Genomic DNA, 26,545 nt, shown 5'->3' on the forward strand with positions numbered 1-26,545 from the left:
CTAGTCCTCGTACGATGCCAGCGACGAACACGCGCCGCATTTGCCGCAGCCCGCCTTGATGTCAGCGGAGCGCATCTGCGCATCGCGCAGCATCGCGCCGAGCGGCACGAGTATCGACTTCATGAACGCGGGCGAAGGTGCAGGATGATCTTCGAGCGGCGTGCCGCTAATCGGCACGAACGGCACGACGAACGGATACACGCCGATGTCGATCAGTTCGCGCGAGATCGACAGGATCGCTTCAGCGGTATCGCCGAGGCCCGCAAGAATGTATGTGCTGACCTGCCCTCTGCCGAACACCGCGACGGCCGCCCTGAACGCGTCCATGTAGCGCGATACGGGCACGCTCGCCTTGCCCGGCATCACGCGCGCGCGCACGTCGGGCGTCACCACTTCGAGATGCATGCCGAGCGTATCGATGCCGCTCGCTTTCATGCGCTCGAACCAGGCGTCGTCGTCGGGCGGCTCGCACTGCGCCTGAATGGGCAGATCGACGGCAGCCTTGATCGCGAATGCCCTTTCGCACAGGATCTGCGCGCCGCGATCCGATGTTGGCGGCGTGCCCGTCGTCAGGACCATGTGCTTCACGCCGTCGAGCAGCACGGCCGCGCGCGCGACCTCTGCAAGCTGCTCAGGCGTCTTGCGCGCAATCGTGCGGCCGGCCGCGAGCGACTGGCCGATCGCGCAGAACTTGCACGTCTTCTTGCGGCTTTCGTAGCGGATGCAGGTTTGCAGCACGGTCGTCGCCAGCACGTCGGTGCCGTGCAGCGTTGCGATGTGCGAATACGGCACGCCATCGAGCGTTTGCAGTTGCGTGAAGCGAGGCGCCTTCGGAAAGTTGATGCTGGTAATCGGTATTGTCCCGCGCATCAACGCGCTCGCGCCCGACTCGTCCGGCACGCCCGCGACGAACGGCGAATTCCACGCGGAACTGGTGTGCACGGGCACCATGATCGTCACGCCATCGACGGTCACGGCCTTGTGGTCCGACGGCCCCGCGCCGCCGCGCCGGCTTGCAGCGCCCGCGTTCGGATCGACGAGGCGCAGCCCGGTTGACTGCAACTCCGTGCGCAGTTCCATCATCTGGCGCCGCGTGCGCGGCTCAACCGGCGACAGGTTCATGCTGGCATTCATCCTGACCTCCACTCATGATTTCGGGCGCTGCTGCGTCTGCGCCCGCGCGTTCGAATGACGTCGACATCGGCGCGACGGGCATCGCCGGGCGATCGTTGATCGCAAGGCTCAGCAACTCGGGGCGCGCGTAGTGACCCACCGAGTCCATCATCCGTTTGCGCTTCGTGATCAGCGACATGTCGAGATCGGCGACCACCATCCCTTCGCCTTCGCGCAACGGCGCGGCAAGATGCTGCCCTTCGGGCGACACGATCGCCGTCATGCAGCCGCCGCGCAGCGCCTTTTGCAGCTTCGGGTCCGTCGTCACGGATTCGATCTGCGCGTCGGTGAGCCAGCCCGTCGAGTTGACGACGAAGCAGCCCGATTCGAGCGCGTGATGACGGATCGTCACCTCGATCTGCTCGGCGAAAATCGGCCCGACGAGCGAGCCCGGAAACTGGCTGCAATGGATCTCTTCGTGCTGCGTCATCAGCGCATAGCGCGCGAGCGGGTTGTAGTGCTCCCAGCACGCGAGCGCGCCGACACGCGCGATGCCCGTGTGCGCGACCTTGAGCCCCGCCGCATCGCCTTGGCCCCAGATCATCCGCTCGTGAAACGTCGGCGTGATCTTGCGGCGCTTGAGCACGAGACGCCCGTCGACATCGAACACGAGCTGCGTGTTGTACAGGCTGCCGTGATCGCGTTCGTTCACGCCGAGCACGACGACCATCGCATGAAGGCGCGCGCGTTCGGCAACGGCCTGCGTGACGGGGCCCGGCACGACGACGGCCTGCTCATAGAGCTGCATGTGTTCGGCGCCCGACGCGACAGGCGGACACACGAACGAAAAGTACGGGTAGTACGGCACGAACGTCTCGGGAAAGACGATCAGTTGCACGCCTTTCTCCGCCGCTTCGTCGATGGCCGCGCATACCTTGTCGAGCGTGCCGCCGGGACGCTCGAACTCCGGCGCAATCTGCACCGCTGCTGCACGGATGATTCGCTGCTCGGACATGATGGGCACCCGCGCGCTCAGACGGTCCACGTGTGGATGATCAGCGCGTTCTCCTTGCGATGGAGAAGCTGCAGGTCCAATACGTCGAGCGGATTGATCGGCCGGATGCCTTCGATCAACGACGCCTCGCCGTGACCGTACAGCGCCTGCAATGCGAAGCGGCATGCGAACACCTTGCCGCCCTCTTCCATGAACTTGATCAGCTGCTTGTTGAAGTTCAAATGGCCAGGGAAGGCTTCGTCGCCGAGCGTCGGAAAGCCGCGCTGCAAGCCGAGTGTGACGCCGGGGCCATAGAGCAGCACCGACGTATCGAAGCCCTTGCGCTGAAGCCGCGTCGCCTGCAACAGATTGACGAAGCCGATCGATCCTTCGAATGCGACCGTATGAAACGTCACGAGTGCTTTCTCACCGGGTTCGGCCTTGACGTCGGGAAAGACCTTCTCTTCGTAGTCGACCAGATAGTCGCCTTTCTGATGCAGAGGTTGATTGACGGCGGGCATTTCACTCTCCAATAAGTCGCGTAATTGATCGGATTGCTCAACCGGAAATAACCGGATTGGCGAACCGATTAACGCAACGCATATGCCAATGTCCGGCCCGGTTAATGCGATCAACTTCCAATCAATCAAACCAGGATTGTTCGAGCGCACCCGAATATTTTTTTGCGAGCCTTTACTGGCGGGGCTTTCCCGGCGTCTATGGTTCAGGGGCGCATGCCGTCCCCGCACAATGACAATGCGTACTTGCGTGCGTATGGTGCGTGGCACCCCGCAAGCGTGCATTCATCCAATCAATGCGATCAACTTTTTAATTGAATGAAGACCGGTTTATTTTTTGTGCGGACTGTGTGTTACTTTTGAATCACATATTCAGGATTTCTTGACATGGACAGTCTCACGCATCACTGGCTCAAGCGGCTGACTGAAAGCCGCAAACCGGCGTATCTCGTGATACCGGATCTGATCGAAGAAGATCTCGCGAGCGGACGTTTGCGCCCGCGTGACAGACTGCCTGGGTTGCGCGACCTTGCAGGCGCCCTGCAATTGAACTACACGACGGTTGCGCGCGCCTACGCGGAAGCGCGCAAGCGCGGCTTGCTCGATGCGCGCGCAGGCAGCGGCACGTTCGTGCGCGGACGGACGCAGACGCTGCCGCTCGCCGGCGGCAGCAGCATCGAGATGTCGATGAACATGCCGCCCGAGCCACCCGAGCTTGCGGCGCGGCTGAGGGAATCGTCCGCGAGTCTTTTGGCGCACGCCGATCCCTATCGGCTGCTGCGCTATCAGGATTTCGGCGGCACGCCCGATGATCGTGCAGCGGGCCGCGCATGGTTGAAGCAAAGGCTGCCCGATTGCGAAGACGACAACGTGCTGGTGTGCCCCGGCATTCATAGCGCGCTTGTCGCGCTCGTCTCGCAGCTTGCGAGACCAGGCGAGACCATTTGCCTCGATACGCTCGCGTATCCCGGCATCAAGGCGATCGCGTCGCAACTCGGCGTGCGCTTGCAGCCGTTGCCGCGCGACGACGAAGGCCCGCTGCCCCATGCATTCGAAGCACTGTGCAAGAGCGAAAAGCCCGGCGCGTTCTATTGCAACCCGACGCTGCAGAACCCCAGCACGCTCACGCTTTCCGTGCAGCGGCGCGAAGCGCTTGCCGATGTCGCCTTGCGCTACAGCGTATCCATCATCGAAGACGATGCGTATGGCTGGCTGCCGGCGAGCAAGCCTGTTGCGCTGGCCGCGCTCGCGCCGGAACTGACGTGGTACGTGACGGGCTTTTCGAAGACGCTCGGCGCGGGCTTGCGTGTCGCCTATCTGCGCGCGCCGACTGCGAGGCAAACGCAACGCGTCGCGGGCGCGCTGCGCGCGACGACCGTGATGCCGAGTCCGTTTACCGTGATGCTGGCAACGCAATGGGTCAACGACGGCACCGCGCACGAGATGCTCGACGCGATCCGCAAGGAGGCCAACGCGCGCCAGGCGATAGCGTCGCAAGAACTCGCCGACTGGCGCTACGAAGTGCAGAGCAATGGCTTTCATCTGTGGCTGCCGATTCCGTCGCGGTGCGACTGGAGCGCGCCTGAGCTTGCATTGCAGCTGCGCAATCAGGGCGTCGGAGCGGTGGCGGGCGCTGCGTTCTCGACGGACGGCAATCCGCCGAATGCGATCCGGCTCTGCCTCGGTGGTCCGCAGGACAGGGACGATTGCCGCGATGCGCTGCAACGCGTCGCGGAAACGCTGAACGATCCACATCATCTGCATATGCCGATGATGTGACGTCGTTCGCAAAGCGAAGGCGCTGACGTGTTTAGTGAAACAGCGCCGGGCACGTCGAGATCGGCCACTCCCGTCGGCCTTCCGTCGACACTCGCGCACCGGCGGCCCGACATACGCCGGGCGGAAGCGAGCCCGCATGCCGCCCGGCCCGATGGGGCGCGCGGCTACCGCTCACGTCATTCTTCGTCCTCGGGCACGACCTGGCCGGGCTCCAGATCCTGAATCTCGACCAGCTCGCCGTCGACGACCATTTCCGCCCCTGGCTCGATCGTCTCGCCCAATATCGGGTCGCCGTCCACGATCAGACGGATGGGCGTGTCCCCCTCGTTGGTCACTCTCACTTTCATCGCAGTGCTCCTTGACGTCATTGAAGTCCGATGATCGACCTGTTCCCGCACGTACCTGCAAGAACGCGGCCCGCTCCTTGCGGCGAATACGTCGCCGCAAGGAGCCCATGTGCACCATCCGCGACGGGGCGAACGCTGGAATATGCGTTGCTACACCGACTATATACGGACGGGCGCACGTCGTCAGACGCGATACCCGTTCGCAAAGGAGCTTCGGACATGAAACTCATCGCGCGTCATCTTTCTGTCGCGCTCGCGGCGGCCGCGTTTGCATTCGGCACAGCCGCTTGCAAAAAAGTCGACGATAAAAACGCCAATAGCGGCCCGAGCGGCATGGGCTCGGGCAGCAGCGGCGTGATGAGCAACACGGCGGGCATGAGCGGCACGCCGGGGCAAAGCGCGGCAGCCAAAGGCGCCAGCGGCAACGCATCCGCGGCGAGCATGCCGTCCCCATCGAGCGAGGCGCCCGTCGCCAGCACGCCTTCGGCGGGTGCAAGTGCCGTGCCTTCCGGGGCCAGCCAATAGACCACCAGGACGTAGACCACCAGGACGCAAACCGATTGGAGAACCGAGATGCCCGTGATCGCCCGAGTAATCGAAACCTTGACGGAAGCCAATGCGGCGCGCGACGCCGTACTGCGCTGCGGCGTGCCGCCCGACTGCGTGACGCTGTGGTCGCAAGCCGACGAAGCAGGCGGCGTGCGCGGCAACTTTCTGACGGGCGACTGCGAAACGGGACGTTCGGAACCTGACGAATACGACCGCAGATTCAAAGACTTCGATACGGGCGCAAGGTTCACGCTTAGCGTAACCGCGAGCGACGAGCAGATGCCTTCAGTGGAAGCCGCGCTTGCGGCGAGCACGCGTGACGGCCGATGACGCACTCCGATCCATTCGCGCCGCTCGTCACGTCGCGGTCACTTCGCCTCGCGATCAAGCGTGGAGCTTTCGTCGCCGGCGAGCTTGCTGCCCGCCGCTTCCAGTCTTTTCATCAACACTTCTTTTTGCGTGGCTATTTCTTCGCCGAGCCTCACAAGATCGACACCGCTCTTGAACAACTCGGGAAACAGAACGGATTCCTCTTCCTCGATGTGATGACGCACGATCTCCGACAACACTTCGAATGTCGCGTCGAAACCGCGGTCGCCAGGCTTCAGCGATTCGAATCTGGCGACCAGCGTCTTCATCAGGAAGTGCTCGACGCAGGCTTCGTCCACGTCGATTTCCTCTGACTGCTGCAGCGCCTTGTATGCGGCGGGATAGAAAATCTCTTCCTCGATCAGCGTATGAACGGTCAACTCTTCGCATGCGCGCTGCACGAGCGCGCGCTTTGCTTCGTGGTCGGTGTCCGCCGTCTGGTGGAATGCGTCGAAGAGCTGCTCGGCAATGCGATGGTCCGCCTTCAGCACTTCGATCGCGTCGTGCGCCGCGTTTTCCACGGCGGCCTCGGCGGCGAGTTCCTTGTTTGCGTCTTCGCTCATGATTGCCTCCCGGAACATTTCCCTAATAGATAAACACGGGCTTCGATCCACGGATTCAGCAAGCACCATTCCGGGCGTCGCCGTGATGCCGCCCCAGGCGCACGGGTACGGTGATTGCGCGACACAGAAAGGTCAGAACTACGCATCGACTGTAGAGGAAGATCATGAAACAAGGCTCCGACCATTCACGCGTACAGGATACACACCACAAGAAAAACTCACCGGCTGACACGGCGCATCAGGCAGAGAACGATAAGGAAAGGAACAAAACATCCCGCTGTGGCCAAACTCGCCACTCAGCATTCGCAAGACAAGGACGTGAAATCGTTCGCGCATCACATGATGCTCGATCACGCCAAGCTGACCGTTCAACTGAAAATGGCCGCGCCTCACGGCGTGACGGTACCGAAGGACAACTCGGACACGGAACTGGTCGGCTCGCTGCGCAAACTGAATAGCAAGGGATTCGGCGAGGCGTACATCACGAAGGTCGGCCTCGAAGGCCACAAGGAAGCTGTCGCGACGCGACGACGGTTGACAGGCGATGCACGATCGCGATGCGCTGCCGCTCTCCGCCCGACAGCCGAACGCCGCGTTCGCCGACTCGCGTGTCGTAGTGATATCGGCCGCGCAAGACAATTGCTGGCGTGGGAGCCGCATACGTCGCTGGATGAAGGGTTCGAAGCGACGATCCGCTATTTTTCGGCGCTGATACGCACAACGCCTCGCACGCGTGACGTTGTGCGCGATGCTGGAGCGACGGCGTCGATGATGCAGCCCTAGCATTCGCGTCTTCAATGCCCGTCGGCGGATGGGCCGTGCCACTCCCTTTGCAGCGTGGCGGCGAGAATCATGTCAAGCGCGTTCAACGGCTTCGCGCCCGCGCGAACGAGCGGCCGGAATACGGGGTCGCCGCGCCGTACGGGCGCTCCCGTCAGCCCGCAGACGCCGGCCGTGCGCGCAAAGCCTGCTCGCCACATCTGATCCTGATACCGGCCGAACGTCGAGTCGCTCCACGAAACGAGTATTGTCGACGTAGTCTGCCGCTCGATGCGATCGATCGATGACGCATTCGCAACCGGGGCCCGCGCCGGACGACAGAGTTCGCGCGATTCCCGCATATCGGGAGCCTGTCCGCGCAGCCAGCCGACGATCTGAGACCACGGATCACTGCCGTTCATGTTCGACCTCCTTCGCTGATGCGCACGCGCGGCGTTACGCTTCGTCAGCGCCATCCGCCGGCGCGAGCACGACGACGTTCCCGATGCCTTGCCGCGCCATCTTCGTGTAGGGGCAAAAGCGCTCCGTGTCGCGCACCAGTTGCTCTGCCAATGTCCGCTCGACACCCGGCAAGCGGATGCGCGTATTTGCGGCCAGCAGGAACAGCCCATCGACGGGATCGCGGCCGAATTCGACCGTGACTTGCACCGATGCGTCGGCGATCGGAACGCCTGCCCGCGTTGCAAGCAGGCTCAGCGCGCCGTGAAAGCAGGCCGCGTATGCAGCCGCGAACAGCTGCTCGGGATTCGCGCCGCCGCCTGGTCCGCCGAGCGCTTCGGGCAAGCGCAACTCGATCGCGAGATTGCCGTCGTCGGAACGCACGACGCCCGACGCGCGCCCATGACCCGCATCGCCGCCCGTCACGGAGACCGTCGCCGAATACAGCGTTTGGGTGTCTTTCCCGCTGTACCTGTCGAGCAGCGTCAATGGCGGCGGGCGTAATGCGGTCACGGCGCGCGTCATCCGTTCAAATTGTGACTGCCGCCTGTCGCGACAGCCTTGCTGCCGACGAGGTCCGTGCTGCCTGTCACTACGATCTTCATTCACTTCCCTTATGAGCTTGTGTGCGGGCGCGAAGCCGCTCCTGCGTACGAAGCGCGCATTGCGCGCAGTCCGTACGTGAATCATCGTAGGCTTGCGCCCCGCCCTGCAGAAGAGCCGCAGAAGGACCCATCGTGTTGCGTCACGGGCACCAATCGGAACATCGACGAAGGTCGACGTCGGGCGCGTCGTCAATCGACTGCGGATTCGACTTCGGGCATCTCGTGCGTCGTGGTCAGATACTGCAAATCGAGCGCTCTCGTGTGCTCGGTCATGTAGTCGACGAACACTCGGATTCTGGCGGGAAGATGTTTGCGGCTCAGATAGCAGATGTAGTGGCCTCCGTCGTCGGGCGCGTATTGCGGCAGGCAGCAGAGCAACCGGCCCTGCTTGAGCAGATCGCACGCCTGATAGGCCGGCAGTTGCGCGATGCCCTCGCCGTCGAGCACGGCCTGCAAGATCAGATCGGCGTCGTTGAACGTGTGCTGCGCGGGCGGCTGGCGCCGCTGCGGCAGACCGTCGACCTTGAATTCCCATTCCCTGATGCGGCCCGACGTCATGCGAAAGTTGATGCAGTCGTGAGCGGCCAGCTCGTCGACATCACGCGGCAAGCCGTAGACCTGTGCATACGCGGGCGATGCGCAGACGATCATCTGCATCGGTATCAGTTGGCGCGCGACGATCTCGCTGTCCTCCATGCGCCCGTCGCGAAACGCCACGTCGATGCGGTCGGCCGTGAAGTCAGTGGGTCGGTCGTTCAGCAGCAATTCCAGCGCGATGTCGGGATAACGCGCGCGAAAGCCGCGCAACAGCGGCGCGACGATCTTGCGGCCGAAGCCGCGTGTCGAGCAGACGCGCAGACGGCCGCGTGGCGGCCCGTTGCGCAGCTCGCGCATGTCTTCTAGCGCCTGCGCGATACGCTCGACGCCCGGTTGACACTTCTCGTAGAACAGTTCGCCCTCGCGCGTCAGCGACGTGCTGCGCGTCGTGCGAAAAAAGAGCCGCGCATCGAGCTGGGCCTCGAGCTTCTGCACGTTGCGGCTGACGGAAGAGCGGCCGATGCCGAGGCGATCGCCCGCGCGGGCAAAGCTGCCTTCGTTGGCAACGGCCAGAAAAGAAACGACGCCGGCGTAACTGGTCGCAAAGCTGCTGGCGATCGGGTCGTCGGCGCTTGAGGCCGAACTGCGTGGTGGGTAGTCTGACATGGCGCATAGTCGGTGGGTCGGTATCCGACTAGACGTATGAGCAGCCCCGCTTGTGACACCGCTTGCGACATTTCACGCAGATTTTTTTCTCGGCCCCGCTTGCCGCCGACCGCCGCGCTCACTTTTCCGGCACGAGAATGGGCGCGCCCTTGTCCTTCAGGAACACCACGAGGAACTTGGCCGGCTGTGTCTGGCTCGCGTTGCGCCCGACTGTGTGAACATCGTTCGGGCCTTCATAGAAGCTCTGCCCGGGCTTGAGCGTGACTTCCTTTCCGCCCCTCACCTGCATCACGATCGACCCTTCCAGCACGTAGATGAACCCATGCGCATGATGCCGATGAACGGGATCGACGGAGCCGGGCGGATATTCGACCGTGATCATCAGCGCTTCCTTGCCCGGATAGTCTTCGAGCGGCTGCGTCATCACAGGCGTGACGATGGCCTCGGGCGCCGCGGCGCGGGCCGCCTGCCCCATCAATGCGCCCGTGACGACGAGCAAGGACATGACCGATCTCTTCGAGCGAAACATGATGCGCTCCTCAAAGACGCGGCCCACGCACGCGGGCCGAGATAGCGAAAACCGACAACGCGCCTCAGGCGAGGTTAGCCTTGTCGAGGCCGTAAGCCTTGTCCAACGAACCGGGCACCGTCCTGAACGCGATGTTTGCACGGTTCCATCCGTTGATGGCCATCACTTCGTACGTCAGGTCCGACAATTCCTTTTCCGAGAACTGGCCGCGCACGCGCTCATAGATATCGTCATCGACGCCGTGCTCGGGCAGCTTCGTCAGCACTTCCACCCACGCGAGCGCGGCACGTTCGCGCGCCGAGAAGAGCGTCGACTCGCGCCATGTCGGAAGATGATGGATGCGCAGCTCGCGCTCGCCGTGAATGCGCGCTTCCTTCACGTGCATGTCGAGGCAGAACGCACATCCGTTGATCTGCGACGCGCGGATCGAAATAAGATCGCGGATCGTCTCTTCGATCGCGCTGTCCTTCAACAGCGTCGTGAATTCGAGGTACTTCTTGAACAGTTCCGGCGATTGCTGAACGTAGTTGATGCGCTGGGTCATGATGTCTCCTGGCGACGATGAGAGAAACACCCGCACTTCCAGGGTGTCATGAGCGGCGATGAGCCGCATGAAGCCATGGTAGGTGTGCAGGGCGGGCGGCGGTAGACATGGGATCGGGCTCACGCTGTTGCCCGTGAAGCACCAATCGGCGCATCCGTCATCGGGTACCCGCCACGCGTGCAGGATGGATCGGCGCTCAGGGATTGCCGTGCGCAGCGACGATGCGCGCCAGCTTGTCGGGATTGCGCTGCACGTGGATGCCGACGATGCGTTGGCCGTCTGTCTCGAACGTCTGCGCCGATTCGAGCTTGCCTTCGAAATAACGCAAGAGCGCCCACTCGCCGTTGAGCATCACGAGCTTCACGCGAAGCTTGCTCTTGTAGCGCAGCGACGACGCGTAGAAAAGCTGCGCGATACGCCGGCCGCCCAGCATCGGACGCGGAAAGCTGGGCACCTTGCCGCCGCCGTCGCCGATCAGCGTCGCGTCTTCGGCAAGCAGCGCGTTGATCGACGCGAAGTCGCCGCCCTCGAGCGCCTGCGCGAACGTCTTCAGCAGCCGGCGATGCGTCTCGCGCGGCACGGCACGGCGCGGGCGCGCCTCGCGCAGTTGCGCTTTGGCGCGGCTCACCAGTTGACGGCACGCCGCTTCCGTCTTGCCGATGATATCGGCGATGTCGACATAGTCCGCGTCGAAGACCTCGCGCAGCAGAAACGCCGCGCGTGCTTCCGGCGTCAGCCGTTCGAGCAGCATCAGAAAAGCCACGGAGACATCGTCGGCGCGCTCGGTCATCTCCTCGGGCGTCGCCGGCGGCTCCGTCAGCAGCGGCTCGGGCAACCAGATGCCCGTGTAGTGTTCGCGCTGGATCTTCGCCGCGCGCAAACGGTCGATCGACATTCTCGTCGTGACCGCGACGAGCCAGGCTTCCGCATTGTCGATGCGCTCGCGAGCCGCCGAATGCCAGCGCAGCCACACGTCCTGCACGATATCCTCTGCTTCGGCCACGGACCCGAGCATCCGGTACGCAATCTTCTGCAAACGCGGGCGAAGCTGGCTAAAGGCATGCGCGTCGTCGTCCATCACGGTTTCCTCTCTTGCACGGAAAAGCCCAAACGCCGCACGAAGATCGTGCCGGCAGTCAGATATTGCCATGGGAACTATTACGACTTGCACCGCGCGAATCAGGCGGGTGCCTGGACAATGCGGCAAGGCCGTGCCATACCGTGCCGCGCCGCGATGGACATGGCTTTCAGGCTGCAGCGGGACATCGCAGGCCGCGTCGGGCGCGCCGCCCTGAAAAGCGACAGGGCGCGTGTCGCTTCACGCGCCCTGCCCTGGTGCTGCGTTATCTTCTGATCAGCCGTTGACCGCTTCGCACTCGCGAGTTACCGGCTTGCTCTTGCGGCGCAGTTCTTCCGTGGTTTCGCCGCCGCCATCGGGCAGCCAGCCGGGCGGCTGGATCACGTGGTTGATCGCGATCCACACGCTCTTCGCCTTCACGACGTCCCGAACCAGCGTCGCCCAGTGCTCGAACTCGACGACGAACGGATTGCGCGACGTGGTCGGCGTGACGAGACCGTAGCGGCAGGGCTCGTCGGCGCGTTCTTCGACGTAGGTGCCGAACAGCCGGTCGAAGACGATCAGCACGCCGCCGTAGTTCGCATCCAGATAATCGACATTCGACGCATGGTGGACGCGGTGCGAGGACGGCGTATTGAACACGTACTCGAGCCAGCCGAGCTTCGGAATCCACGTCGTGTGCAGCCAGAACTGGTACAGCAGGTTGATGGAGAGCGTCATCAGCACGACTTCGGGACGCACGCCGAGCCACACGAGCGGCACGAAGAACACGGCCGCGCCCGACACCTTGCCCGTGATGCCGAGACGGTACGCGGTGGAAAGCGTCAGCTGGTTCGGCGAATGGTGCACGGCATGCGTGGCCCAGAAGTAGCGCACGCGATGCGACGCACGGTGATACCAGTAGTAGCAGAATTCCTGGCCGACGAAGAGCGCCAGCACCATCAGCGCGCTGTTGAGTTCCACCGTGAAGAGGCGGTGGTCCCAGGCGAAGGCGAAAACAGGTGCTGCGAGCGAGAGCGGCAGCAGCGCGAGCAGCTTGCGCGCGACCAGATCGACGATCGACAGCCAGACTTCGTGCCATGCAAATGGCGTGGCCGTATTGCGGTTCTTGCGGGTGAGCCAGACAGCTTCGATCATCGATACGGCAATGACGAAAGCCGTGACGTACAACGTGAATTTCCCAAGATTTTCCATGACGATGCCATAACGGTTGTGGCGGGAGGTATCGTCTGCGGTGAAGTGGTGGATCAGTGCATCGCATCCGATATGCGCACTGTAGTGACGGGCGCCGTTACAGGCTATGCGGAAGTTATTTCACCGTATGTCAGCAGGCGGAGAGCCTTGCGGGGCGGGCCTTACGGACGCTTTTGACTCGCGATGGAATACGCCGGAATCGCATGGCCTCGGGGGCGGTGGATGGCGGGCAGCGCCATGAGCCCGGCCGGAGGGAATTCGTGCGTGGGAGTGCGCTTCGTTGACAGGCCGGTTGCATCGCCGGCGCATTTGGGCTTCGGATGCAACCGCTGTCGTTCGTCAGATCATTTGAATGTTCGCGGGCAGCGGCTCGTGAAGTCCGTTGCCTCATCAGCAGCGCCCGCTAGCGATGCAGCGAGCGCCTTGACGATGCGGACCTGCGTGATCACGACATGGGCACGCTTTTCGGGAAGTCCCATTTGCCGTCGAGAACTTCGGGGCGCGGACGATAGAGACGTACTGTGTAGTTCCAGCCGGGCTCGATCGGCAGGCAGTTGTCGCGCTTGCCGTCGCATCCGCCGAACTGCACGTCTACCGCGCCGTCGGCTCCTTTCTTCGCGCCGACGCTATTGATCGTGTAGGCGTTCAACGGATTCGGGTCGATATAGCCTGACGCGTTATAGACCGTGACCGACCAGAAGCCATCGACAGGGACATCGCGTACATGAAGCTTGTACGACGTTTTGCCATCGTTCTTGGGCGGCGTGACGGTCAGATAGACGGCATCCTTGTCGGGATTGCCGCCCCAGAGCACGGCTGCTCCGATGAGATGGCGTATCGGCGAAACCTCGCCCTTCCGGCCGAAGGCGTCCTTCGTGTCCGGCACGGTCGAACCCAGGACCCTGAGCGCGTCACGCACCTTCTTGTGGCTTGCGGGGTCCCAATTGGGCACTTCGAACTGGCCCGCGCTGCGCTGCTCGACCTTGATTCCATCCTGCAGCGCATGAGCCTGCTTGAGATCCTCAGGATTTGCCGGATCGACCAGCGTTCGGACTGCCGCCAGCACGTAGCGCGTACCGATCTTGTCCTTCGTGAGTGTGTACTTGCCCGCGTCGTAGACCACCTCCTGCGCGTAGTGGTCCTGGTTGATGACGATCATCGAGCGGAAACGCTTGCCCGCATCGGGAAGGTCGATCGTGACGGGGCCTGCGTCGAGATCGAACACGGCGGTGGAATACAGCGTGTCGCGATTGACGCGCACGACGATCTGCCGGCTCAACGGCGCAAGTTCGCGAAGATGTCCGAAACGCCCAAGGCCGTTCATCTTGACGACGGCGGCGAACTCCATGTCCGACTCGGCACGGACGAAGTTGTCTACAGTCACGGGGACTGTCGGCGCTGAAGCTGCCACGGTCTGCGCCGATGCCTGCAAGGCACCGCACACGAGAGTCAGTCCGAGAAAGAAGCGCTGTACGGAGAACATCGGAACTCCTGGAAATTAGGCGAAACGAGAGAGATGCGTGGGCACGCCCGCTCACACTGCGGGGCCAATCAACGGAGATACATCAGGTAGATTAGTACGGCCGGCGCGGGGCGGACCCCTGCCGTTTTGAGGGGTGGCAAAGCCACGCAGATGCGAGAGACGGGCTTCCGATGTAGCAGCCCGCCGATCAGGACGGCAACGCAGATGGGACGTCGATCCGCTGGGAGGGCGGCCATCAACACCCGCCGAATTGCGATATCAATCCGCAATCACCCTCGTCGCGGGCAAAAAAAATCGCCTCACGAAAGGAGGCGATCTGGAAGAAACGTCTGGTTTTGCAGCCTATCGGCTCACTACGCCGGGATGCGCTTCCGTCGCGTGTTGTTGCCGGCGCCTTTTGCTTTTCCACGCGCCACGCATCGCGAATGCGATCTGCGCGACGATCAGCAGTGCGCAAACGCCGATGAATCCCCCGCTGATCGGATGCTGTACGAAGACCAGCATGTTGCCGTGCGAAAGCAGCAGCGAGCGCCGGAAGTTCTCTTCGAGCATCGGGCCGAGCACGAAGCCCAGCAGAATCGGCGCAATCGGAAAGTCGAGCGCGAGCAGGATGGCTCCCACGACGCCGAATACCAACACTTCTCCCACCTCGAACAGGCTGTTGTTCGTGCTGTATACGCCGACCGCAATGAAGAAGAGCGCCGACGGATACAGATAGCGATACGGCACGCGAAGGAACCTGACCCATAGGCCGATCAACGGCACGACATCGATGCGCTCTATTGCGGCAAGTCATCGACCGACTCGTAGACGAAACGGAACGCGCCGCCCGTGAATGCCGAGTTGCCGCCACGCGCATTCTCGGGCGCGCTTTCGAGCATCGCGACGCGGCGCGCGCCGCCTTCGTGCGCGGCCAGTGCCGCGTTCGCGGCGGCATTGCCGGCGCCGATCACGAGTACGTCGATATCGTTGATTCGTCGAGGGTCATCAGTAAAGTCTCCCGTTGCGTAGTCAGCGGCGTGGATAATCGGCGAGCGGCTGCAGCGAGGCGTCGCCGGTTGTGTTCGGATCGACGGCGGGGCTCAGCGTTTCGAGACTGCGGCCCGTCGTGCGCGGACCGAACACCAGTGTGATCAGCGCAGTGAGCGTCCACGCGCCCGCGATGTACATGAACACCGTCACATAGCCGTAGCTGGTGTAGATCGCGGCGATCACGAAGGCGTTCGCCACGTTGGCAACGCGGCCTGCGCCATACGTCAGGCCCGTCGCGCTATTGCGCACGCCCGTCGGAAACTGCTCGGGCGTGTACGAGTACAGCAGCGTCGCGAAGGTCTGCGTCAACATGCCGACCGCAAAACCGAACGTGACGATCAGAACCGGCTGGAAGCTCAGCCCGTACAGCAAGCCGAAGCACGCAATCAGAAACGCGACGAGCGCAATCAGATGCTTGCGCTCGAAACGATCCGCGAACGCGACGGCAAGCAACGCACCGAGCGGCGCGCCGACGTTGATCAGCGTGAAGTACGTGAGACTGCGCGCGACCGTGATGCCGTGATGCACGAGCAGCGTCGGCACCCACGCTTCGAAGCCGTAGAAGCCGATGGTCTGCAGCAGCCAGATCGCGCACAGCGTGAGCGTGCGGCGGCGGTAGATACTGTTGAACATCGCGGTCCACGGCTCGCGAGCTTCGGGTGCACGCGCGACGACGGCAGGCGATGAGAGCGCATGACCTTCGGCCGTCACGCGCGCTTCCATTGCGGCGATCGCGGCTTCGGCGTCGTCGAAGCGGCCGGCGCGAGCGCTCCAGCGCGGCGATTCGGGCAAGCGCCGCACGATCAGCGGAAACACGATGCCAAGCGAGCCCCATACGAACACCCAGCGCCAGCCGTCCGGGCCGAACGGCACAACGAGCCGCGCGACGAGATTCGTCAACGGAATCGCGCACAGGTTGATCACCATCGCCCACGATTGCCACGTGCCGCGCGACTTCGCCGGAAACAGCTCGGCGATGTATGTCATCACTGTCACCATGCCCGCCGAAATGCCGAAGCCCGTCACCACGCGCGCCGCGAACAGCCAGGGAACGCCCGGCACGAGCGAGGTCGCGAGCGAGCCGAGCGACGAGATGAGCACGAACACGGTCAGCGAGCGCCGCCGTCCCATTCGGTCCGACAGCACGCCGCCCAACGTCGCGCCGAAGAACATGCCGATAAAGCTCGCGGACGTGATCAGCGCAATCTCGTTGATCGCAATATGCCAATGCCGGATCAGCGCGGGCGCAGCCGAAGCAAACGTGTTGATATCGCAGCTGTCGAAAAACAGCGGGATCGCAAACAGCAGCATCCATTCGCGATGCATCCGCGAGTTCGGCAAACGGTCGACGCGCGCGGCGACGAGTGAATCGTTCATGCCTGTCTCCTTCGAATCCGCGCGTTCGTGGCCGCGCGATTTGCTATCGGGTGTGGTGCGGGACGGTGCGTCGCTCATCCGCTGGCGTGCTTCAATCGGGCTTTAAATCGGGCTTCAAGCCGGCCTCCATCTGCGCAGTGAATCCGGCGATATCTTCGATGCGCTCGACCTGCCACAGCGCGGCGAGCGCGCGCGCACTCGCGTCTGCCGTCAGCGCGTGCGAAGCGCAATCCAGAAACTTCGTCTCGATACGCTCGTCGGGCAGCGGATTCGCCGACGTGCGCCCCGCCGCGCGCGCGACGCGCTTCGACACGCAGCGCCCATCGCGCAACTCGACGACCACCTCCGCGCCGAAATGATCGGGCTGCTGGTCCGCGAGCGGATCGGGCTCGGCCGTCACTTTCTTCATCACGGCCTGGATCGATGCATTCGCATACGCATCGCCTTCGAAATCCGATAGCACGACGCGACCCTGCGCAAGCGCCCTCGCAACGCAGTACTGCACGCTGAACTTCGCGTCGAGCGCACTCTTCGGCTGCGGACGGTTCGTGTGTTGCAAACGGCGCGGATGCGTGCGCGAGATCACGCGCTCGACTTTCTCCGGCGTCAAGCCGTGCTCAGCGACGAGCATCAGCATCGCGTCAATAGCGGGATGCGTGCTGCCGCAACAGGGATATTGCTTGATCGCGATGCCCGGCTCGACGATATCGAGCGGATCGGCCCACGCGCGCATCGCCGCTTCGGCATCGTAGTTGCCCGCGCCGTTGTAGACATTGAAGAAGCCCTGGCGATGCTCGAATGCTTCGTCGCCGGCCGTGAAGCCTTCGCGCGCAAGTTGCGCCGCGATGAGTCCGTTGCGCGACGCGTGGCCGACATGCAGCGGCTTCGTCATCGTGCCGAAGTTCGCCTTCACGCCCGACGCGAACGATGCAGCGATCGACAGCGCCGTCGCCGTTTGCGACGCGTCGAGCCGCATCAGACGCGACGTGGCTGCACACGCACCGAATACGCCGAGCGTCGCAGTCGGATGCCAGCCCTTGTCATAGTGATGGAAGTTCACCGCGTGCGCGAGGCGCGCTTGCGTTTCGAAGCCGGCGACATACGCGCTCACGAACTCGCGGCCGCTTGCATGAACGTGCTCCGCCAGCGCGAAGAGCGCCGGCAGAATGGGCGCCGACGGATGACCGCCGAGCGTGTTGCTGCAATCGTCGAAGTCGAGCGCATGCGCGGCCGTGCCGTTGACGAAAGCCGCGTCCGATGGCTTCATGCGCTCGCGTCGTCCGAACACCAGCGCGTCGCCCGTCGATGGCGACGCGACCGCATGCGCGAACCGCGTGCAAGGCTCGCTAGCGCCCGCAAGTGTCACGCCGACGGTATCGATGATGCCGATGCGCGCCCAGCGCAGCGCCTCGGGTGGCAGGTCTTCGAAACGGAATGCGGCGATCCTGTCGCCGAGCCATCGGGCGATCGTCATGCGTGTGCTCCTTGCAGCCGTCGCGCCGCGGCGTCGAGCCAGTGAAGGTTCGCTTCCTCTTCGATACGGTCGAGACGATCGAACAGCGGCGCGGCCGCACTGTCGAGCGCGCGCGTCGTCCGCATGAATTTCGCGCGCAACTGCTCGCGCGAAAGCGGCGAACTCGGGCAGCCCGGAAAATCCGCGCGCGCTTCTTCGTAACTGGTGCCGTTGTCGAGCGTGATGCGCGTCTTCGTCGACAGCCCTTGTGCATCGGTTGCGACGACGCTCACGCGCTGCGCGAGTTCGCTCACAGCGGGATCGTCGAGCAGCCGCTTGCCGAAGATCGCGGGGTCGTCGGCGTCGTGCAGCAGTGCGGCGGCGACGCAGTACGGCACGCTGTATTGCGCGAGCGTCGCATCGGCCGGCGACTTGATGTCGTGATTCGCAGCGAGCCGCGCCGCGCCTTCGATACAGATCGACGCGATGCGACGGGCGTCGATATCGTGCGCGGCACGCAGACGCTGCGCCGCATAAACGGGCGTGTGCGCGACGATATGGCACGCGTAGCGCTTCAGGCAGAGCGTCGGCGTTTCATAGCGCGTGCCGAGGCCGTCTGTCAGCAGCGCAACGTCGAAGCGCTCGCAATACGCATGCAGAAAGCCGTAGCGCCCTTCGAGCACGCTCGACGGGCCGTCGAAACCCGCACGCGCCAGTTGCACCGCGACGATGCCCGCCTGCGCCGCGCGCCCCAGATGCACGCGCTTGACGAGGCCGCCATCGCCTGCCTTCGCGAATTCGAGTAGTCCGCCGCCGAGCGAACCTGCGATGCCGAGCGCGCGCCGCAGCATCTCTCTGTCAGCGCCCGCGAGCTTGCCCGCGACGATCGCCGCGCCGAACGGACCCGTCAGCCCCGGCGCGTGGAATCCGCGCGCTTCCGCCGAATGCTTCGTCGCCGCGCCGATCCGGAACAGCACTTCGATGCCGGCGACGAGCGCGGTCAACACATCGCGCCCCGATGCGCCCGATATCTGCGCGACGGCCAGCGCGGGCGGCACGAGGACCGCGCCGGGATGAACACCCGCGCCGGGCTGCCGCAGACTGTCGAGTTCGGCGGCATGCACGAGCACGCCGCCCGCAAAGGCCGCCGCTTCGGCGCCATAGCGCGCATCGGCGATGCCGGGGACGGCGCATGGTCCGGGCGCCGCATCCGCGAGATAACAGCGCACGGCTTCGCCTGCGGCCACTTCATGACCATAGACGGCCGCGCCGACTGCATCGATCAGGCAATCCTTCGCGAGCCGCACGACATCGGCGGGCAATGCTTCGTATCGCAAGCCGTGAGCGTAGTCCGCGAGCGCGTGAGTGGCCGTCGTCGTCGAATCGTGCATCGTGTCGTCCCGTTGCGTGCTTTGCATGGCGCTATCAGCCTCGCGCTTCTTCGTCGATGACGGAGCGATGGCGCGTCTCAGGCATCAGCAGATAGGTGACGAGCGATACGGCCGCGCACGCGCTCACGTAGTAGAAGAACCACGACTCATGACCCGCGTGCTTGAACTTCAACGCGAGGTATTCGGTCGTGCCGCCCATCACCGACGACACCACCGCAAACGGCAAATCGACGCCGAGCGCGCGCAGCTTCGCGGGAAAGAGCTCCGACTTCACGAGCCAATGTATCGACGAGAAGCCGCTCAGAATGCCGAGCGCCGCGAGGTTCAGCGCGAATGCCGCCCATACGCTGTGTGTCGTGCCGAGCGCATGCATCAGCGGCACCGTGCAGAACGTGCCGCCGATACCGAAGATCAGCATGACAGGACGCCTGCCGACGGCATCCGACAGCAGTCCATAGAGCGGCTGAAAGCACATGTAGATGACGAGCGCGACCGTGGTGATCAGCGTCGCCGTATTGCGGCTGAATCCCGTCGTGTTGACCATGTACTTCTGCAGAGATCGTGAACGTATAGAAGCTTTGTGCCTACTAAAAAATGTTGTTACGGCCGAAGACATCAGCAAGAACAAGCTTACAGAGTCAAGGGGCGTAACGAGAATGTGGGTTAAGAAATGAAGGGCCAGTGAAATGCATGGAAAATGGACCTTCAGTCTTGTTTTGTGGGTAGCGGAGCTAGCGATGACCGCTTCGGAAGGATTCTCGCGGAAGGAACCGATATAGCATTATTTGTGCCGGAGGCGTGGCAATCATCGAAAATAGTGGACTTCTCCTTCCCGCCAAAGAGATGCGACATCGCTAGCCACGCGACGCAGGTAGCGTGACTCGAGGCGAAGCATCTCGGGCACCGCCAACTGCGAGTCACTGGACCGCGCTCGCCATGTCTATCGCATAGTTTGCAAGCTCATCCTGAAGCTATCCGTTCTATGCTAGGACAAACTTATCGCGGCAATGTGTGCGTTCAGGAGACAGCCTGCATAGACATTGCTTGATGACCCACCGGTCCTCGATTCCGCGAGAGCTCCGATTCACCGCACACTCTTATTTGCAGACCGACTCCTCGACAACTTTCACTCAACTCCACTGGAACGGTCACGTTTCGGCTTCGGAAGCGGAGCATTCAACATGTCAATCGTTACCCCATTTCGCTCCGCGTTTAGCGCCCACGTCACAAACTGCTCCGTCAAAAGTTGGTTCTCTGCTTCCAGGCGGTCCGCTCTGGCCTTGGAACGGTCTACCTGCGCGAGTGCCGCACGCAACCTCTCGTCCTTGGGCTCGCCTCTTTCACGCGTTAGGGTTCCCCGCAAAATATCCTTTCTCAATGAAAAGGCATTTGCGATTTGCGAATATTCGGCAAACGTGAATCGCGAGTAGCGATACCCCAAAGCTGCCTCTACAGCATCCAATAGAAGCTCCCAAGTAAGCTTTCCTTTCCATTCGTCCAACGTTTTAATAACCGAGTTAATGCTCTCTTCTGTCAAGTCTGGTGCACGGCGCTTCTTCATGGCTTCGCCTTTCGCCTTATGGTCGGCACTAACCTGATAGGCTGAACGCTATCGTTTGCGATGAGGGGCGCGTTGTTGACGTCCAAGCGAACTCTGGCTCCAAACGGTATCGCTGGGTCCTCGAGTATCGACAAAAGTGCGTTGACGCGTTCGAGCGTGACCGTTTGATGTTTAACCCAACTGTCCGCACCAAACTCCTCCTCGTTCAGTGCCTCTCGAGCCCGATTGAGTAGGTACTCGCACTCGGTCTTAAGCATCCGTAGGTTTGCTTCCTTCTCAGCGTCTCCCTTGATGCATTCCTGTTCTTCGCAGTTGATGCAATCACGGTACATCTGGCATGGCTCGCTTGCAAAATCGTGTGCGCACCAACCGTATTCAGTTGTGTGCGCCGCAGTCAATCCATTGTTTTCGAAGTCGCTGCGAGCAATGAGGTTTCGCCGCCCCTCAAAGACCGGTTCCAACTCTGACGTAAACCCGGTCTTTAAAGCCAAATTGATGGGTGCCTGTACCTCATCGGAACTCATATGGTCGTACGCTCGATTCTGCTTCACATCCTTCCGCCCTGAGAAGATAGCAATTTCCGCGCTGCTCAGGCCACCAGTCTGGGCTAGCATGTTTAGATAGTGACGCAAACTATGACTTTGAAGCATAATCGGCGAACCGTCATCCTCTCTATAATTAAAGCGCTCGAAGATGGAGGCACGACCGTAAGTTCCGAGACGCTTCGTGACCATCCCATAGTCAACGCAACTGAACATACATAGAAATACAGACTTCTTCAAATCCATTTCGTGCGTACGCATGATAGCCATGGACTGACGACATAGAAGTTCTGGAGCCCCCGGCACGTACGGAAACGTCTCCGGCAACATGGCTAGGACGGCCCGTTCCACGTCCTCAAAAAAATAGCCGAAGCGACCCCTACCAATCGATTGCTTCGGCAGCTTGTTGGTAGTTCTCGCCCAATTGCGTGCGACGTCTTTCGCCGACTCATCACCCCACAGGATTAACGCGATTTCGGACATCGATAGAATTTTCGAATCTCTGAGATGCACGGCCCCTTCGTGCAGATACAGCTTTTTTGGATTCTTTGTATACCAAGCAGCGATTTTCCGCGCCGGAGCAGTGACCTCGATGAGATTTGCGACAGCTTCACGTGCGACTGGTGCCATCTCTGTCGGCAACCACTTCGTTGCGTTCTCGAACCCCTTCGACCCAGACCATCGCAGGCCCAACTTGTTACGATACTCGCCGTCCCCTTCTACCAAGCAGTCGCGTCGCAGTCGAAGCACCTCGTTAATTCGCTCAGGCGCACAGAGCATGAGCCCCGTGTAACTCGCAAGTAAAACGTCGGCCGGCTCAATCGCCTCGTGGAATATTCCGCCGAGCGCACGCAGAACAGCGGCGGTTGGCAATTTTTTCTGGCGTGCCGCCAGCGCCTCCTTCGAAATACGAGACCCCAAATTTCGCGGACTCGGCACCCCGTGTTTCCAGCGCTGGCGCAGCAAAATGAACCCTTTCGAGTGCATGAACTCCGCTATAAGTACAAGCTGTGCCCCGATTGAATAAGCCCTTGCTGGCGACACTTTCTGCTTAGCGAGTTCAACTGCGGCATCCAATACCATTTCATCGACGGCCGTCGGCCGGGAATCTTTTTTGCATTCGCGCAAAGCGGCCTCAAGGCAGCGAAGCGCTGACAAACGCAGGCCTTGGTCTTCTACGGGTTTCACATCTTTGAGGTACACCAAGCTTGCCTTTGCAAAGTCAAGAAACGGTTGGGGCATACTTGGCTCGGACTCGCTGCGACCGGAAGCTTCCAGAGTGTTGAATGTTACTCCGGCCTGATGGTTGCGACCTTTTCTATATCCCGTCTTCCAGATATTCTTTTCAAACTGCCGATTCGCTTCGAGAACTTCTGACTCTCTACAAAGAGCAATGAAAGCCATTAGATTATCCAACGGTTCCAGTTCGACCCGAGGTGTGAAGCTTAAGATACTTGCGCTCAAGATGCAGACTCCGAATTGTGAAGTGCCCGCTGTGCCCGTACTTGAGCACATAGCTCGATAACCTCTCGCACCGCGCGAATCGGTTCATCGTTCACAGCCGCCATTCGGTCATCAGTTGACCATTTCTCCCGTTCTGAAGACAAGCGTTCGAGCACCTTCCCATGTTGAGCGTCGAGCCACGGCTCGAACCGAAAGCACGTATAGCAAGCAACCGGTTTAGCAAAGGCACAATTCTGTCCATTTCTCGTACAACTGCCTATCGGTTCCCTTGAGACCCTGAAGTCAATAATACGACTTCCACCAGCACCTTTTTGGGTGCTGCTGCTTTCGTCCTCTACCACCTGTCCTTTGAAAGCAGCGGCAAGCGGAGCAAGCAATGTACCCATGGTCTTGTCGATGTTCTCCACAATCTTCGGAGAGGCGGAAATGTATACCTCAACATGCTGAAGGTCAGCATGACCCAAGCGGTTCGCGATAACAACTCTGCTCGCACCCTCCTCGGCTAATCGAGTGCCATAGGTGTATCGGAACCTCACAGGCGCCAATGGCATAGGCGCAAAGTCAAGTCGCGATGTCGGGGGTGCGATTCCGCTCATGAGCCTAGTGAAAGATTGAGACAGCGCTTCAGGCGTACAGTGACCATAGAACAAATCTCCAATTTCCCGTAATTTCCTCCGCGGCCCCCTTACCATAATCAAACGTTCTGGGAATAACGCCGACGTATCGTCATAGCCATCCGCTCGGAGGCGATTTACATAGTCCGCTATGAGTCGCCCCGTTTGCGGGCTGATGTCGAACTGAAGGTACTCGATACGCGTATGTTCGTCACGTTTCTTAGCCTGCGGAAGGCTAAGCACTGAGGTGTCGCAGTTGAAGTCGCAAAGCTTAAGCGAAGCGTATTGTGAAATTCGTCCACCGCAAGCTAGGAGTAGCCTTGTGAGAATAAGAGTCCAGAGCGGGAGAGCGTCACATCCGTAGGCGGCGTTGACCGTCGCGTACAACGACGTATACTCCTCTTCAGTCAGCGGACCTTCGACTGGATTTCTCGTCCTGACTGCGTCACCCTTTCGGTTCCCGGGTTTCCGTTGCTCCAGCAAATAGGTTGCGCACTCAGGTTTTACTCCATACAAGCCGAGCGCGACCCATTTTTGAAATAGGCCGTTGATGGTGCCAAGTCGGTGCTTGTCGCGAGCGCTAAGCTTCGTCGCATAGTTAGAAATTTGTTGAGAAGTAACCTCCCCTTTCAGACGAGGTCTAACATTTTCCACAAAGTGCACAAATGCACTGTGTAGAATCATGACGTATCCAGCGGAGTGCCCCTTCACAAAAGGTAGCAAGGCACGTTTGAGCGACAAAATGAATGCTTCAAAGCTGCGCTTGTATCGACCAAAATCGATTCGCGCTTTAAACGGCCCGTCCACCCATTCCCAAACGTTCTCTCTTGGGTCGAAGCTGCTTCCACTGCGTGTAAACACGCGCTCGGGCAAAGCATCAGTAATTGTGGTCGCCGGGGAGTGTTCAGTTTTCGGAGACATCGAGTTTTTCTTGTAGTTTCAGGGAAATGGTACGTCCTTTACGGCTAACATGACGACGCGTATACGTCGCAGCAGACGCCGAATTGTCGGTCCAACCTTGCTGCTCGTTTCGAGCCTTCTCTTCAGCGACATCCGTCAACTGCATCAATTCTGCTTGCTCAGAAAAGCGTTCATTCCAAGTGTGTCGCAAGACATGGCTCGTCAGTGAAATAGGCAGTCCCGGGCAAGCCTTGCGAAGCTGCGCGAAAATCTTGTCAATGCTTTTGAGCGACAATGGCTGCCCATCGTCGGCGACGATGAGCTGTGGGAATTTGCGGGCGGCCTTTATGTTCCTTCTGTGCTGATGTATATAGTCCCAGACGGCCCGCATGATATTCGGGCGTAGTTCTATCTCGCGGTCGCGAGTCTTAGTGTTCGGCTGAATACGCCGCGGGTCTTCGCCTGCATCGGCCCGGCGAATGATGCGCAACTTCGGCAAGCGTTGGTCAAGGTCTCGAATCTGCATGCCTAGGAGTTCACCGCGACGCATGCCAGTTGCGAGTAAGAGCACAACAATCAACCAATTGCGCTGACGCACGAATCCGCGCTTCCATGGATTGTCAGGCGAGTCCGGGTGTACTAGCTTGACTAAGCGGTCTTGGTCCTCTTTTGAAAGTCCCTCCCTAGCGCCAAGTTTCGCTCGCTTCGGTACTTGAGGAATATCTGCGCGAAATGCTTTTAACGCATGTGCACTCTCGAGCGCTAACTCGTTTCGCTGTGAGTGCGGCAACGTCGCACCCACGTACATCGCCAGAAACTCGAGATAGTTAGCCATGTACCTCAGGCGTGAAGCTTGGGTCTCGACAACGACTGCCTTGGGCTCGCTGACGGCCATCTTGCGGCGCATCTGGATACGCTTGATGCTAACGACGTTTTTTGCGCTTCGTTTGTTCGCGTCTTCATAAGAAAGGTCGGCTACACGGTACTGTGCAGCATCAGCCAAGCGGTAAAGCTCTGAGACCGTCAGAAACTGACCCCGCCGTAAGCGCTCGAGCAAGTCGATACCAGCTTTAGCAAGCTCTCTATACAACAATGCCAAAACGACACACACGAGATGAATCGTGTTAGCCGCTCGGCCGCCTTTCCGAAACCTCGCCAAGTACAAGGTTACCTCGTAGACAGGTAGCCCTCCCGGCCTGCTCAGAACCGAAAGCCGCTCCCCATTTCGAAATTTCACACGTTTCGCTACATATTTAGTCATCGCGCCACCGCCCTTCTTACAACCACATCATCGACCCAGCCTCCCCGCAAAGGCTCCGCCGACTTTCTATCGCATCTGTGAAGACATACTGTGTGTGCACGAGTGGGAAAACCATGAACGCGGTGCAGGCCGGCGTGGCGTGTCTCATTGACCACGCAAGCCCGGATGGAAACAGAGCTGACCAACAGCAGGTAGCTGTAATTTGCAATCTTCCGGGCTACGACCGTCGACAGCAGCGCCTCATTCAGTGGCTGCGGGTATGAATAGCCAAGCCGGAAATTGACATAGCGCGGCAGTAGCGCATAAGAGACTCGAAGTGCGTCCAAGTGTCTGGACGGTTCAAATGTGCTGCCATTGAGGGCAAAGAAATGCGGAGGCAGTTTGCCATCATCGTCCCATATGACAAACTGGCTGCACCAGGGTGAGCATGCACCCCAATTTCGGGTTCGCGACGACAACCGAAAAGACGCCGACTTAGCGTAACTCGTTCGACCTACATCCAGCCGTCCCGTCGCCTTCCTCACCATTACCTCGCCGAAATACTCTCTCATTAATAGGAGAGGCTTCCAGTTCCTGGCATTATAGCGGTGTAAATTAGGTTGGCATTGCACCAGCCGTTAGTCTAACAAAAGCGAGTTGTTAATTCAAGGGTTTATTTCAGCCAGAGAGAATAGACTCGGTGATGACTAGCAAAAGGATTGTTAACTTTACGATTATCACGGTGGTCGAATTTGTTAACTAAGTTTTAGCTTTTCGCATTTAATAGTGAAGAGTCCTCGACTACAACGGGATACCCTATTGCGCCCATAAGCCCGCCAGCTGGGCACTCCCGCGCCATCTATATGCTATGAATTACAAAGACCG

25 protein-coding genes and 2 pseudogenes are annotated in these 26,545 nt (G+C 60.9%); 4 read left to right on the forward strand and 23 right to left on the reverse strand.

Annotated elements, in window-relative coordinates:
* From GCT13_RS23120 to GCT13_RS23130, 3 genes are read right to left on the reverse strand one after another with little or no spacing between them, the layout of a single operon-like run.
* Entirely contained in the window at positions 1 to 1,134 is a 1,134-nt protein-coding gene (locus GCT13_RS23120) for an MSMEG_0568 family radical SAM protein (protein WP_152761994.1), read from the reverse strand.
* Entirely contained in the window at positions 1,103 to 2,128 is a 1,026-nt protein-coding gene (locus tag GCT13_RS23125) for a Nit6803 family nitrilase (RefSeq protein WP_152761996.1), read from the reverse strand. Before GCT13_RS23125 ends, GCT13_RS23120 begins: the two co-directional genes overlap by 32 nt.
* A 17-nt stretch (positions 2,129 to 2,145) precedes the next feature.
* Entirely contained in the window at positions 2,146 to 2,628 is a 483-nt protein-coding gene (locus tag GCT13_RS23130; protein WP_152761998.1) for an MSMEG_0572/Sll0783 family nitrogen starvation response protein, read from the reverse strand.
* A 384-nt stretch (positions 2,629 to 3,012) separates the two neighbouring features.
* On the opposite strand from GCT13_RS23130, the gene GCT13_RS23135 reads away from it, so the two are divergent.
* Positions 3,013 to 4,404, forward strand: a complete 1,392-nt coding sequence (locus GCT13_RS23135; RefSeq protein ID WP_152762000.1) for an aminotransferase-like domain-containing protein — start codon at positions 3,013 to 3,015, stop codon at positions 4,402 to 4,404.
* Between the two features lie 176 nt (positions 4,405 to 4,580).
* Here the strand turns inward: GCT13_RS23135 and GCT13_RS48515 are convergent, their stop codons facing one another.
* Positions 4,581 to 4,751: a hypothetical protein gene (locus tag GCT13_RS48515; RefSeq protein ID WP_193727738.1), complete on the reverse strand. Its 171-nt coding sequence runs from the start codon at positions 4,749 to 4,751 to the stop codon at positions 4,581 to 4,583.
* 219 nt (positions 4,752 to 4,970) lie between these two features.
* On the opposite strand from GCT13_RS48515, the gene GCT13_RS23145 reads away from it, so the two are divergent.
* Together GCT13_RS23145 and GCT13_RS23150 are read left to right on the forward strand one after the other, a co-directional pair.
* Positions 4,971 to 5,276 (forward strand): hypothetical protein, encoded by a 306-nt coding sequence (locus GCT13_RS23145; RefSeq protein ID WP_152762004.1) that lies wholly within the window; start codon positions 4,971 to 4,973, stop codon positions 5,274 to 5,276.
* A 48-nt stretch (positions 5,277 to 5,324) separates the two neighbouring features.
* Positions 5,325 to 5,630 carry a hypothetical protein gene (locus tag GCT13_RS23150; protein ID WP_152762006.1) on the forward strand — a complete coding sequence of 102 codons (306 nt, stop codon included), beginning with the start codon at positions 5,325 to 5,327 and terminating at the stop codon, positions 5,628 to 5,630.
* Between the two features lie 38 nt (positions 5,631 to 5,668).
* On the opposite strand, the gene GCT13_RS23155 is transcribed toward GCT13_RS23150, so the two are convergent.
* The gene (locus tag GCT13_RS23155; RefSeq protein WP_152762008.1) at positions 5,669 to 6,232 is read right to left on the reverse strand and encodes a hemerythrin domain-containing protein; all 564 of its coding nucleotides are present in this window, start codon (positions 6,230 to 6,232) and stop codon (positions 5,669 to 5,671) included.
* Between the two features lie 318 nt (positions 6,233 to 6,550).
* Here GCT13_RS23155 and GCT13_RS51245 point away from each other — a divergent pair.
* Positions 6,551 to 6,721: pseudogene (locus GCT13_RS51245) on the forward strand (DUF4142 domain-containing protein); the annotation flags it as partial.
* Between the two features lie 305 nt (positions 6,722 to 7,026).
* On the opposite strand, the gene GCT13_RS23165 reads toward GCT13_RS51245, so the two are convergent.
* The 18 genes and pseudogenes from GCT13_RS23165 to GCT13_RS23250 form a co-directional block, all read right to left on the reverse strand.
* The gene (locus tag GCT13_RS23165; RefSeq protein WP_152762010.1) at positions 7,027 to 7,413 is read right to left on the reverse strand and encodes a DUF3331 domain-containing protein; all 387 of its coding nucleotides are present in this window, start codon (positions 7,411 to 7,413) and stop codon (positions 7,027 to 7,029) included.
* A gap of 34 nt (positions 7,414 to 7,447) precedes the next feature.
* The gene (locus GCT13_RS23170) at positions 7,448 to 7,963 is read right to left on the reverse strand and encodes an Ohr family peroxiredoxin (RefSeq protein ID WP_321574556.1); all 516 of its coding nucleotides are present in this window, start codon (positions 7,961 to 7,963) and stop codon (positions 7,448 to 7,450) included.
* A gap of 281 nt (positions 7,964 to 8,244) precedes the next feature.
* Positions 8,245 to 9,258, reverse strand: coding sequence for a LysR family transcriptional regulator (locus GCT13_RS23175; protein WP_152762014.1), 1,014 nt, complete (start codon positions 9,256 to 9,258; stop codon positions 8,245 to 8,247).
* 118 nt (positions 9,259 to 9,376) lie between these two features.
* Positions 9,377 to 9,787, reverse strand: a complete 411-nt coding sequence (locus tag GCT13_RS23180) for a cupin domain-containing protein (RefSeq protein ID WP_152762016.1) — start codon at positions 9,785 to 9,787, stop codon at positions 9,377 to 9,379.
* A 64-nt stretch (positions 9,788 to 9,851) separates the two neighbouring features.
* Entirely contained in the window at positions 9,852 to 10,331 is a 480-nt protein-coding gene (locus tag GCT13_RS23185; protein WP_152762018.1) for a carboxymuconolactone decarboxylase family protein, read from the reverse strand.
* A gap of 196 nt (positions 10,332 to 10,527) precedes the next feature.
* Positions 10,528 to 11,409, reverse strand: coding sequence for an RNA polymerase sigma-70 factor (locus GCT13_RS23190; RefSeq protein ID WP_152762020.1), 882 nt, complete (start codon positions 11,407 to 11,409; stop codon positions 10,528 to 10,530).
* A 276-nt stretch (positions 11,410 to 11,685) separates the two neighbouring features.
* Positions 11,686 to 12,603 (reverse strand): sterol desaturase family protein, encoded by a 918-nt coding sequence (locus GCT13_RS23195; RefSeq protein ID WP_152762022.1) that lies wholly within the window; start codon positions 12,601 to 12,603, stop codon positions 11,686 to 11,688.
* A gap of 445 nt (positions 12,604 to 13,048) precedes the next feature.
* Positions 13,049 to 14,086 (reverse strand): DUF1254 domain-containing protein, encoded by a 1,038-nt coding sequence (locus GCT13_RS23200; RefSeq protein WP_152762024.1) that lies wholly within the window; start codon positions 14,084 to 14,086, stop codon positions 13,049 to 13,051.
* Positions 14,087 to 14,428: 342 nt separating this feature from the next.
* A pseudogene (locus GCT13_RS23205) lies at positions 14,429 to 14,851 on the reverse strand (tripartite tricarboxylate transporter permease); the annotation flags it as partial.
* A gap of 14 nt (positions 14,852 to 14,865) precedes the next feature.
* A complete protein-coding gene (locus tag GCT13_RS23210) occupies positions 14,866 to 15,060 on the reverse strand; it encodes an FAD-binding protein (protein WP_407670840.1) in 195 nt (64 codons plus the stop codon).
* 37 nt (positions 15,061 to 15,097) lie between these two features.
* Positions 15,098 to 16,495, reverse strand: a complete 1,398-nt coding sequence (locus GCT13_RS23215; protein ID WP_152762026.1) for an MFS transporter — start codon at positions 16,493 to 16,495, stop codon at positions 15,098 to 15,100.
* A 91-nt stretch (positions 16,496 to 16,586) separates the two neighbouring features.
* Positions 16,587 to 17,969 (reverse strand): MmgE/PrpD family protein, encoded by a 1,383-nt coding sequence (locus GCT13_RS23220; RefSeq protein ID WP_152762028.1) that lies wholly within the window; start codon positions 17,967 to 17,969, stop codon positions 16,587 to 16,589.
* Entirely contained in the window at positions 17,966 to 19,366 is a 1,401-nt protein-coding gene (locus GCT13_RS23225) for an MmgE/PrpD family protein (protein WP_152762030.1), read from the reverse strand. Before GCT13_RS23225 ends, GCT13_RS23220 begins: the two co-directional genes overlap by 4 nt.
* A gap of 7 nt (positions 19,367 to 19,373) precedes the next feature.
* Positions 19,374 to 19,883 (reverse strand): MFS transporter, encoded by a 510-nt coding sequence (locus tag GCT13_RS23230; protein WP_265335304.1) that lies wholly within the window; start codon positions 19,881 to 19,883, stop codon positions 19,374 to 19,376.
* 582 nt (positions 19,884 to 20,465) lie between these two features.
* Positions 20,466 to 20,900: a hypothetical protein gene (locus GCT13_RS23235; RefSeq protein ID WP_152762032.1), complete on the reverse strand. Its 435-nt coding sequence runs from the start codon at positions 20,898 to 20,900 to the stop codon at positions 20,466 to 20,468.
* Positions 20,897 to 22,906, reverse strand: coding sequence for an integrase (locus tag GCT13_RS23240; protein WP_152762034.1), 2,010 nt, complete (start codon positions 22,904 to 22,906; stop codon positions 20,897 to 20,899). The genes GCT13_RS23235 and GCT13_RS23240 overlap by 4 nt, the downstream gene beginning before the upstream one ends.
* Positions 22,903 to 24,441 carry a site-specific integrase gene (locus tag GCT13_RS23245; RefSeq protein ID WP_152762036.1) on the reverse strand — a complete coding sequence of 513 codons (1,539 nt, stop codon included), beginning with the start codon at positions 24,439 to 24,441 and terminating at the stop codon, positions 22,903 to 22,905. Before GCT13_RS23245 ends, GCT13_RS23240 begins: the two co-directional genes overlap by 4 nt.
* A complete protein-coding gene (locus GCT13_RS23250; protein WP_321574558.1) occupies positions 24,425 to 25,531 on the reverse strand; it encodes a tyrosine-type recombinase/integrase in 1,107 nt (368 codons plus the stop codon). The genes GCT13_RS23245 and GCT13_RS23250 overlap by 17 nt, the downstream gene beginning before the upstream one ends.
* Positions 25,532 to 26,545 lie beyond the last annotated feature (1,014 nt).

This window comes from Paraburkholderia franconis (assembly GCF_009362735.1).
GTDB lineage: Bacteria > Pseudomonadota > Gammaproteobacteria > Burkholderiales > Burkholderiaceae > Paraburkholderia > Paraburkholderia franconis.